The organism is Streptomyces sp. NPDC001450 (assembly GCF_053597295.1).
In genome coordinates this window covers 139,593-149,307 of record NZ_JBSFHY010000023.1, presented here as the reverse complement: position 1 = coordinate 149,307, position 9,715 = coordinate 139,593, and the positions used below count along the sequence as shown (strand labels likewise).

At 68.3% G+C, this 9,715-nt stretch carries 8 protein-coding genes; 3 read left to right on the top strand and 5 right to left on the bottom strand.

The annotated features are described in order from the left end of the window. Positions 1-169: 169 nt before the first annotated feature. Positions 170-3,391 (bottom strand): bifunctional cytochrome P450/NADPH--P450 reductase, encoded by a 3,222-nt coding sequence (locus ACWC5O_RS25275; RefSeq protein WP_450582877.1) that lies wholly within the window; start codon positions 3,389-3,391, stop codon positions 170-172. A gap of 244 nt (positions 3,392-3,635) precedes the next feature. On the opposite strand from ACWC5O_RS25275, the gene ACWC5O_RS25270 reads away from it, so the two are divergent. After that, positions 3,636-4,289, top strand: coding sequence for a TetR/AcrR family transcriptional regulator (locus ACWC5O_RS25270; protein ID WP_450582879.1), 654 nt, complete (start codon positions 3,636-3,638; stop codon positions 4,287-4,289). A gap of 602 nt (positions 4,290-4,891) precedes the next feature. Here the strand turns inward: ACWC5O_RS25270 and ACWC5O_RS25265 are convergent. The 4 genes from ACWC5O_RS25265 to ACWC5O_RS25250 all read right to left on the bottom strand — a co-directional run bounded on the left by ACWC5O_RS25265 (position 4,892) and on the right by ACWC5O_RS25250 (position 7,288). Then, positions 4,892-5,281: an SsgA family sporulation/cell division regulator gene (locus tag ACWC5O_RS25265; protein ID WP_384470097.1), complete on the bottom strand. Its 390-nt coding sequence runs from the start codon at positions 5,279-5,281 to the stop codon at positions 4,892-4,894. Between the two features lie 556 nt (positions 5,282-5,837). Then, complete coding sequence (locus ACWC5O_RS25260) at positions 5,838-6,167, bottom strand: NIPSNAP family protein (RefSeq protein ID WP_030645456.1); 330 nt, start codon at positions 6,165-6,167, stop codon at positions 5,838-5,840. A 40-nt stretch (positions 6,168-6,207) separates the two neighbouring features. Continuing rightward, complete coding sequence (locus tag ACWC5O_RS25255) at positions 6,208-6,630, bottom strand: SsgA family sporulation/cell division regulator (RefSeq protein WP_384470099.1); 423 nt, start codon at positions 6,628-6,630, stop codon at positions 6,208-6,210. A 244-nt stretch (positions 6,631-6,874) separates the two neighbouring features. After that, the gene (locus ACWC5O_RS25250) at positions 6,875-7,288 is read right to left on the bottom strand and encodes a hypothetical protein (RefSeq protein WP_385682168.1); all 414 of its coding nucleotides are present in this window, start codon (positions 7,286-7,288) and stop codon (positions 6,875-6,877) included. A gap of 755 nt (positions 7,289-8,043) precedes the next feature. Between ACWC5O_RS25250 and ACWC5O_RS25245 the strand changes: the two genes are divergently transcribed. Beyond that, positions 8,044-8,262, top strand: a complete 219-nt coding sequence (locus ACWC5O_RS25245) for a ferredoxin (RefSeq protein WP_390771665.1) — start codon at positions 8,044-8,046, stop codon at positions 8,260-8,262. After that, positions 8,259-9,662, top strand: coding sequence for an NAD(P)/FAD-dependent oxidoreductase (locus ACWC5O_RS25240; RefSeq protein ID WP_450582884.1), 1,404 nt, complete (start codon positions 8,259-8,261; stop codon positions 9,660-9,662). The genes ACWC5O_RS25245 and ACWC5O_RS25240 overlap by 4 nt, the downstream gene beginning before the upstream one ends. Positions 9,663-9,715: the final 53 nt, after the last annotated feature.

The window sequence follows — 9,715 nt, the reverse complement described above, 5'->3', positions numbered from 1 at the left end:
GCCCTCGGTCGCCACCGGCGTCACCACCGGATCGGCGGCCCGGTCGACCAACTGCCCGACCCGGTCGCTGAGTTCTTCCTTGTGCCGCACATCGGGGCGTGCGGGGAGGCAGGACGTCCGCACGCCTCCCGGCGGCTGGGGGTCGACGCGCCTTGACGGCGTGTGACGGTCAGGCGAAGACGTCCTGCTGGTAGCGCTCGTCCGCTTCGAGCTGGGCGAGCCACTGCTGGGCGGTCTCGTCGTCGCTGCCGGTCTTCTGGCGGTGGATGGCGGCGAGTGCCTCGCGGACGGCGGGGGCCATGCGGCGGCCGTCACCGCAGACGTAGATGTACGCGCCGTCCTCGATGGCCTGCCACACCGTGTCGGCGGCACTGGCGATGGCGTTCTGCACGAACCGGGCCGGATGGCCGGTCACCGCGGAGAAGGCGGTGTGCACCCGGGCGATGCCGGCCTGCTCCCAGTCCTGCATCTCCTGGCGGTAGAAGTAGTCGTGCTCCGGGTGGCGGCAGCCGACGAACACCTGCGACACGCCCACCCGGGTGCCGTTCGCGTGCTGTGTCGCCCGCTCCTCCAGGAAGCCGCGCAGCGGCGCGATGCCGGTGCCGGGGCCGATGAGGATCAGCGGCGTGGCGGGGTCGGCGGGCGGGGCGAACGTCGGGGAGGGCACGCGGACGTAGCCGTAAATGACATCCCCGGGCTCCAGGCTCGCGATGTAGGAGGAGCAGGTGCCGCGGTACTGGCCGTCGCCGGACAGGGCCGGGCCTTCCAGCAGGCCGACGGTCAGGCGCACGTGGCGCGGGTTGGCCGACGGGGCGGAGGAGATGGAGTAGAAGCGGGGACGGATGGGGCCCATCATCTCCAGGAAGACCGCGAGCGGCAGCTCGATGGCGGGGAAGCGCTCCAGCAGGCCCAGCACCGAGATGCGCTTGCCGAGGATCTCCTTCTGGTAGCGCTCCTCGGCCTCCTCCGTTTCGGCGGTGTACGCCTGGAGCTGCGGCCGGGTCCACGGGCACTCGGTGTGCTCGGCGAGCGTCTGTATCTGGGAGCGGGTGGCCACGTCCTGCAGCTCCAGGAACTCGGTGAGCAGGATGCCGGCGGTGACCGGGGTGCCGACCGGCAGGTGGGTGCGGCCACCGGCCGGCTGGTCGAGCCGGAGCACCTGGTCGTAGTCGACGCCGAGCCGCCTCAGGGCGCGCTCCACCAGGGCGAGTTCGTTCTTGGCGAAGACGGCCAGGTGGTTGCCGGTGTCGTAGGTGACGCCCTCGGGCAGCTCGAAGGTGATGGACTTCGCGGACGGGCGCGGCGGTTCGATGCTGAAGTCCCACAGGCCGGTCGCGTCGGCCACGAGCTCGTCGTTGGCGACCACGGTGAGCGGGTACGCCTGCTCGGAGACGATGGCGGGGCGCACGTCGGACTCGGTGAGCAGCTGGACCTGGTAGCGGGGGCCGCTGGCCTGGGAGGTGTCGGCGGCGTACTCCTCGGCCAGGGTGGCCCACAGGTTGTCCATCCAGCGGGTGGCCATGCCGTCGAAGTCACCGGCGGCGTCCGCGATGCCGCGCTCGACGACGGGGGTGGCGCCGGCGGCCAGCAGACCTTCCTCGATCCGCTTGGGGAATGCCTGGTAGGTGGCCACCCACTGGGTGTTGCCGGCGCCCAGCAGCGCGTACCGCACATTCGCCAGTGAGCCCTCGGGCAGCCCGGCGGCGAGGAGGTCGTCGAAGCGCTGGGCGTTGTCGGGGGCCTTGCCGTTGTAGCTGGCGGCGACGACGGCGAGCAGGCCCTCGGAGGGCAGGTTGTCGCCCAGCTCGTCCAGGCTGACGAGGGTGGTGCCGAAGCCGGAGCGCTCGCCGCGGTCGGCGATGGTGCGGGCCAGGTCCTCGCACGAGCCGAGGCTGGAGCCGTAGGCGACGGTCAGGTTCACCCCGACACCGCTGACCGCTGCCTGCGCCTGCGTGTCGCCGGTCTGCACGTCCGCGGCGCCGAAGACGGTCCGCTCGTGCTCCTGACGACGGCGGACGATCAGCTCGAAGTTGCCGGGCTTGCGCGTCAGCGCCTCCCGTACGTCCATCTTGTAGTCGCCGGTGTCGGAGAACTTGAACTTCTGCAGCACCAGCGCCAGGGCCAGGCGGGCCTCGGTGAGCGCGAACTGCCGGCCGATGCAGGCACGCAGGCCGTTGCCGAACGGCTTGTAGGCGTGCGGGTGCTGCTGGACGCGGTTCTCCGGCAGCCACCGGTCGATGTCGAACTCATTGGGACGGTCCCACGCCTTGGGGTGTGTGTGCAGCGGGCCCTCCAGGATGAGGACCTTCGCGCCCTTCTTCAGCTCGTAGCGGCCGCCGATGACGGTGTCCTCCCGCGCCGTCTTGCCGAACGCCGGGATGGGAGCCCACAGGCGCAGGGTCTCGTCCAGGATCCGCGGGATGACGTCCAGCTGCATGATCGTGTCGTAGTCCGGGACCGTGTCACCTGGCATCAGCCGGTCCACCTCGGCGTACGCCTGGGCCAGCACGTGCGGGTTGCGCATCAGCGAGTACGTCGCGAACGACAGCAGGCCGCTGGTGGTCTCGTGACCGGCGATCAGGAACGTCAGCACCTGGTCGCGGACGTTGTCGTCGGTCAGCAGCTTGCCGGTCTCCGGGTCGGTGGCCTCCAGCATCAGGCCCAGGAGGTCCTCCTCACTGCCGCCCTTTCCCTCGCGGCGCTCCTTGATCACGCTCTCGACCAGGTCCCGCATCTGCTGGATGTTCTCGCCGTACTTCTTGGCGTCGGCCTTGCGGAGCTTGGTCATCATGGGCAGCTCCTGCGAGCGCCGCAGCGACTCCACGAGCGCACCCAGCAGCGCGTTGAGGAAGGGGTGCAGTTCCTCCTTGTCGAAGGACCGGAACCGGTAGCCGAACCCCGACAGGGCGATCGTGTCCAGCGTCAGCCGGGTGTAGTCGTCGGTGATGTTGACCGGCTGACCCGCCTTGCGCTCCCACTTACCCACCAGGTTCTGGGCGATCTCCAGCATCTGCCCGTAGTAGGCCCTCATGGCCCGCTGGCTGAACGCCGGCAGGAGGATCCGGTGCGCCATGCCCCATTCCTCCTCGTGCTGGTGGGCCGTGAACAGCCCCGCGCCCGCGAAGTCCCGGACATGCTGCAGCGGCGTCTTCTCGATCTGCTTGAAGAACCGCGTCTCGTCGGAGACCTCGGCCACCAGGTCCGGGTCGTAGACGAAGATCTGCTCGACACCGGCGATGTCCAAGCCGTAGATGCCCTCGGGGAACTGCTTGGACAGCTCGCCGAAGTACTCCACCGGGTTGGTGCCGGGGATCTGCGGCGTGTTGCCGAGGAGGGGGATCCCGCGCGGGGACCGGATGGGGCGAAGGTCGTTCGCGGAGTGCGTGGTCATGTCTTGCTCCTCTGCGTGGAGGGGATGGGCAAGGGCGCGCTGCTCAGGTCGATGCCGTGGCGTCGTACGGAAACATACGCTGTATGGAATTGGTACCGTACGACGTATGGAAACGTGAAGCAAGCCCGGTCGCCCTGGTGAGCGCTGTGATTCAGGTCATTTTCATACGGCGTACGAAACTGATACCGTACGAGGTATGGAAAAGAAGGTGAGGCGTCCCCCGCGGGGAACGAGGAAGAGGGACGTGCCTCTGACCGAGGCCGGGATCTACGCCGCCGCCCTGCGGCTGATCGACGCGGACGGTGTCGAGGCGCTCACCATGCGCAAACTCGCCACCGAGCTCGACGCGAACCCGATGTCGCTGTACCACCACGTGCCGAACAAGGAAGCGGTGCTGCGCGGCGTGACGAGAATGGTCGGAGCGCAGTTCCGCACCGTGACACTGGAGGACGCTCCCTGGCAGGAGCGGATCCGTCTGCTCGCCACAGACTTCCGGACCCTGGCGCACCGTCACCCCGAACTGATGGCCTACTCGTTCAGCCACCAGTCCGACTTCATCCAGCCGGACGACCCGTTCTGGACCGCCCTCACCGCCATCGTGGCCGCTGCCGGTGTGCCGCAGTCAGAGGTCTCGAAGATCGCCGCGCTGATGGTCGCCGTCGTCATCGGCGTCCTCACCGCAGAACTAAACGGCGCACTCCACCAGTGGTCGACCCTCAAGCCCCACGGCCCTGAAGCCGACGAAGACGGGGCCGCGGACGCACGCCCTGGCTCTACGGGTGCGGCCCCCGAAGGCCCTGACCAGGACCACATGTTCCGCCTCGTGATGGACACGCTGATCACGGGCCTGGAAAGCCGCCTCACCGCCGGTCGTGACGGTCGGCACGCCGGCCATTGAGCCAGTCAGCCTGAGACGCTGCGCCCCAGGCACTGGCGGCTGAGGCGCACCCGCAGTCGGGCGATCTCAGGCTGCGACACACGGGAGCCACCCCGTCACATCGGTGAGACCGCCCGGCGGGGTGGTTCCACATCCAAGCTCTACACGGCAGCCGTATGTCGACGCTGAACCGTGAAATGACCATGGTCGTTGGCTTGTTCCTGGTCTCCCTCCTGGAGGGGAACCGTCGGCCTCGTCGAGCTGCCGACTCCAGCAGCACCCGGCCTCACCGCTCGCTGGGGCTGCCGCCACAGCCAGAGCCGCAAGACGATCTGGCTCGAGCAGCGCATCGAACGTCGTTCCTACTGAGCCCCCGAGCTCGTGGTCGACGCATCCGCTCACCGCAGAGCTCCGTCCGTCGTCGCGCCTACAGGGAATCCCATGCCGGGGATCCAGCGGACTCCTTTTCGTTCAGCTCGGCTCAGACCGTCTTGACGTGGCGGGCGTGCCGCGTTCCCCAATGGCCCTGTTGACGCCACGACTGCTGACAGCCACTCACCATGGCGGTGAACACCGAGGCGCAGACGTCCGTGTGCCTGCCTCAGGTCGCACCCTGACAGGACTCACCTTTCGGCGAGGAAGTGCGCCAGCAAGCGGTCGAAGTCGCTGTGGTCAAGCTCGGCCCCCCGGGGCACCACTGCCTCCGTTTCCTGCAGGAACGCCTTGAATTCCTGCGCTGGGGCCTTGAGCAGGGCCGTACCGGACGGCGGGTTGAGAAGGATGTACAAGTCGCGGCAGCCCTCCTCGCCGGTGGGCCATATGCGAACGTCTCCCTCGCCGGCGGGGCCCTCCAGGCCGTCGATCAGCAAATCGCGCCCGATGATCCATTCCACCGGCTCGTCGCTGTCGACATCGGTGGTGAATGCGGCATGGACCACGTAGGGATCACTCGGCTCGTACCGCAGATTCATGATCATGGGCAAGGATGTCGCATACACGCCGACAAGCTTCACAGGTAGCCCCTGGATCACAGTTCTCAATGACTTCATTGGGTCTTACTCCTGGTGTTTCGAGTCATCCGGGGAGGGCCATCGGAAGGGCTGTCGTCGGATTCAAGGGGGCTGCACAGAGACGCGGTTACTGCGAGGACCGGTGGCGGTCGGCACGAGGACACCCGCAGGAGCAGTTCTTCGGGCCGTCGCAAGGGCGCCCGGCCGACGGGAGCAGGCGAGGCCACTGCCGGCCGGGGCCATCACGGAGATGTGGCCAACGGTGGTTGCCGGACAAAGGGCGCCCTTGGCCTCAGCGATCGATGCTGTATCGGTCGTGGTTGTAGTGAACCGACTCGTCGCGGTCCCCACCTCGACGCCGGCCGTGGTTGCCGGGGCCCGGTCACGCAGTGCAGAGCCGTCCTTGGACCGGAACGGCATGCTGTCCGAGTCCGAGGAGATGCACATGACCGCACAGGCGCCCGCCACTGGTGGGTCGTCATCGACGACACCGGAACCACCATCGCAGGGCCGCCGGATACCGGCCCTTCTGGCCGCGTCACTCGTCGCAGGCCGACCGTCAGCGCAAGGGTGAGTCCACGGTGGGAGTCAGGAGGGTCTCGTCGAGGCCGACGATCTGGCTGATGTCGAAGCCCTCCATGTCCGCGCGGAATTCAGGACTCGACAGGTATGCCTCCAGCCGCTCCTGCACGTCGTCGGCGTCCTTGTAGGAAACGAGGGCGTACAGCCGGGGAGTGTCGCTTCCGGGCGCCGCGGGCACCGTCCAGACGCCGTGGGTGGTGATCCGGTGCTTGGCCATACCGGGAATGTGCTGGGCCCAGATCTTCTCGTAGGCGGCGAGCGCGTCGGAGCTGCGCAGGGTGTAGACGCGAAGCTGGTACTGGGACATGACACTGGTTCCTTTGCTTCTGAGCATGGATGGTCGGCGGTCAGCCGTGGGGGAGGAGGTGTGCCAGTTCGGCATCCCAGTCGATGAGTCCGGACTCGGTACCCCGTGGCACCAGAGCCTGGGTGTCCTGAAGGAAGGACGAGATGTCCTGCACGGGCACCTCGAGCAAGGCGGTGCCCGCGGAAGACCCGAGGGCGATGTAGATCGACTGGTCCCCCCGCCCCGCGGCCGACCAGATCCGGACGTCCGCGTGGCCTGCGGAACCCTTCAGACCGTCAGCCAGAAGATCCCGCCCCAAGACCCATTCGACCGGCTCGTCGCAGTCGACGAAGAAGGCGGCACGGACGACATAGGGATCAGCGGGCTCGTAGCGCAGACGTACGCAGAGAGGCAACGAGTAGACGTGCGAGACGACCAGCTGCACGGCCACTCGCCGTTCTACGACCTTCAAGGACTTCTTCATCGGCTTCCGCTCCCGGGTATGGCTCGGCGGTGCCTCACACGGGCCTGCGGCGAAGAGACGGCGCGGGCGGAGGCGGTACAGCAGGGCGCGGGCACCGGACGGCGCTGGCGCACCGCATGATGAGTGGCGCTGCACTCACTCGGCCGGCAGTCGGGGACGTCACCCCCCGACCGCCGGCGGGATCCCCGCCGCCGGCAGGGGCAGGGCCGAGGAGAACTGCTTGTGCTCATGGCCGAGACCCGTCTCACCGGTCGTCGCGGCTCAGGTCGTGGCGGTGCCTGCCCCCGCCGTCGTGCTCGCAGCGGTTCCCGTCGTGGCGGTAGTACCTGTCGGACGTCCAGCCGTGTCCCACGCCGTTCCAGCGGTAGAAGTGACCATCGCGGTAGTAGAGACCGTCGCAGTCGTGCCGGGTCGAATCGGTGCCGTGGCGGTCCTGGTGCCAGCCGCGGGTCTCGTCGCAGGAATAGCCCCGCTCGAGCAGGTAGCCGACACCGTGGTCCCAGCTGTAGTCAGCGGCCACGGCCCTGTCGGTCGGGTGCTGGGCGTGGGCGGACGCAAGGGGCGCGGCCGAAGCAGTGCCACCGGCACCGAGAACGGCGGCACCGGCGACCGCGACGGAGGAGACAGTGAGGGCGATGCGCTTCGCGAGCTTGTTCATGATCTTTCCTTCCCGAGGGGGTGATCTGCGCCAACGGCGGTTCTGCCAGGCGATGTATGACGCCCGGTGTGGTCCGAGCGGGCAGTTCCATACGTCGTATGGAAGCGCGCTTTCATTGTTACCATACGGCGTATGGAAATGTCGAAGTGACGAAGGTAACCGTTGACCGGCTGGCACAAGCGCCACCAGATGTCGCTCTTCAGCGCGAGCTGCCTGTCGCCGGCCCCCTCGGCACGCTGGCCTTCCTTGCTTTGGCCGCGGCAGTGTGTGTCCACCCGGCGCACGCGCCAGGACGCGGTCGGGTTGGCCGGACGGGCGGGACGGCGGTCGGAGCGGGACTTGGTGATCGGTGGCTTCACCGGCCCGGAGATCGCCGTAGCCCGCGGAGTGAGGTCTCGAAGTCACGGATGCATCCAGTACGCCGCAGCGGCGGATTTGCGATCGTCAGAAGGCGGGACGAGTATTTTTTTTGGGGCGTGATGACCGGGGGACCCCCTGATGCCGACACCGTCGATGCAGCGCCCCCGCCTGGGACGCCCACGCTCACAGCCGACAAGCGTCACCGTGAAGGAAGCGGCGCAGCGAACAGGACCGAACCTGCTCATTCGGTGGCCTGGCCGGGGCGACGGATGGGGCATCCGGCCCCGTCGCCCTGACGGGAGGCTTGAGAAACCGGCCCGTGGCTTCATGACCGAGGCTGCATGACCGGGTCGATGGTCGCCGTGGGGCGGAGTCGGAGCGGAAGGAGTCTGCCCATGCGGATCGTCGTGGACCTGAATCGGTGCCAGGGATACGCGCAATGCGTGTATCTGGCGCACGAGGTCTTCAGGTTGAACGGCCAGGAGGCGCTCACCTATGAGCCGAACCCCGATGACGAGCGGCGCCTGCAGGTCGAGCGAGCGGCTGCGGCATGCCCGGTGCAGGCGATCGTGATCGACCGCTTGGACGGCGCGAAGCGGGACGAGACGCCATGACTCTGCGGGCAACGGTTGCAGAGCTGGTGCGCGAGTTCCGGGCCAGCGGCCGGATCGTCATCGTGGGCGCTTCCCTGGCCGGGCTGCGGGCCGCGGAGACGCTGCGCGAGGAAGGCTTCACCGGTTCCCTGACCATCATCGGGGACGAGCCGTACGAGCCCTACGACCGTCCGCCGCTGTCCAAGCAGGTACTCAAGGGCTGGGTGCCGGCCGACCACACGAAGCTGCCCCGCATGCGAGAAGTGGATGCGGACTGGCGGCTCGGGGTGGCCGCCGTCGGGCTGGACCGGGTCACCAAGCAGGTGCGCCTGGCCGACGGGGAGCAGGTGCCGTACGACCGGTTGCTGATCGCCACGGGCACCCGCGCGCGGCAGTGGCCGAACCCGGCCGAGGCCGCACTGCACGGGGTCCACACGATTCGTTCGCGTGATGATGCGGAGCAGTTGCAGAAGGCGCTGGCCGAGCCGCCGTCGCGAGTGTTGGTCATCGGCGCCGGGTTCATCGGCTCGGAAGTGGCCTCTGTCTGCCGGGAGCTCGGCATCCCGGTGACCGTCGTCGAGCGGGGTTCGGCGCCGCTGGTCGGGGCGCTGGGCGGGGTGATCGGGGAGATCGCGGCGCAGATGCAGCGTGATCACGGCGTGGACCTGCGCTGCGGGCTGGGCGTGTCGTCACTGGAGGGCGACTCCGGTGGGCACGTGCGGCGTGCGCATCTGTCCGACGGAACCACCGTCGACGCCGATGTGGTGGTGGCTTCGCTGGGGTCGATCCGGAACGTGGAGTGGCTGGAGGGCTCGGGGCTGGCGGCCGGTTTCTGGGGCGTCGGGTGCGACGCCGGTGGTCGGGCCTTCGACATCAACGGTGTGGTCACCGACAGCATCTACGTGGCAGGGGACGTGGCGCGTGCGCCGCATGTGCTGTACGAGTACCAGTTCCTGGCGATGGAGCACTGGGACAACGCTGTATTCGGTGCGGAGGTCGCGGCGCACAACATGGTGAACCTGGAGCCCCACTATCGTCCGCATCTGCTGCTGCCCGGCTTCTGGTCCGGTCAGTTCGGCGTGAACATCAAGTCCGTCGGCGTGCCGCCTTTCGGTGACGAGATCGTCTTCACTCAAGGGTCCGTCGAGGAGCGCCGTTTCGCTGCGGCCTACGGTCACCGGGGCCGCATCGTCGCGGCCGTCACCTTCGATCACGGCAAGTGGCTGGAGCACTACGGGAAGCTGATCGAGCGATCCGGTCCGTTCCCGCCTCCGCCGCCGGGCTGGGACGAGCCGCCCGACATGAAGCCGGTGCCGGCCGAGTTCCCGGACCCGAGGGTCCCGACGGCTGTCCCCGACGTCGTCCTGACCGGACACGCCCCGAGCGAGCGGACGGCCGAGTTCCGTCCGCGGCGTCACTGACACGCTCGCCGGGCCAAGCCTGTAGGCGGACAGCATCGACAGGAAGAAGGAGG

Excerpts from the sequence above, each read along its gene's own strand:
- ACWC5O_RS25275 (WP_450582877.1), bottom strand. The coding sequence starts at position 3,391 with ATGACCACGCACTCCGCGAACGACCTTCGCCCCATCCGGTCCCCGCGC.
- ACWC5O_RS25260 (WP_030645456.1), bottom strand. The coding sequence starts at position 6,167 with ATGTCCCAGTACCAGCTTCGCGTCTACACCCTGCGCAGCTCCGACGCG.
- ACWC5O_RS25255 (WP_384470099.1), bottom strand. The coding sequence starts at position 6,630 with ATGAAGAAGTCCTTGAAGGTCGTAGAACGGCGAGTGGCCGTGCAGCTG.
- ACWC5O_RS25250 (WP_385682168.1), bottom strand. The coding sequence starts at position 7,288 with ATGAACAAGCTCGCGAAGCGCATCGCCCTCACTGTCTCCTCCGTCGCG.
- ACWC5O_RS25245 (WP_390771665.1), top strand. The coding sequence starts at position 8,044 with ATGCGGATCGTCGTGGACCTGAATCGGTGCCAGGGATACGCGCAATGC.
- ACWC5O_RS25240 (WP_450582884.1), top strand. The coding sequence starts at position 8,259 with ATGACTCTGCGGGCAACGGTTGCAGAGCTGGTGCGCGAGTTCCGGGCC.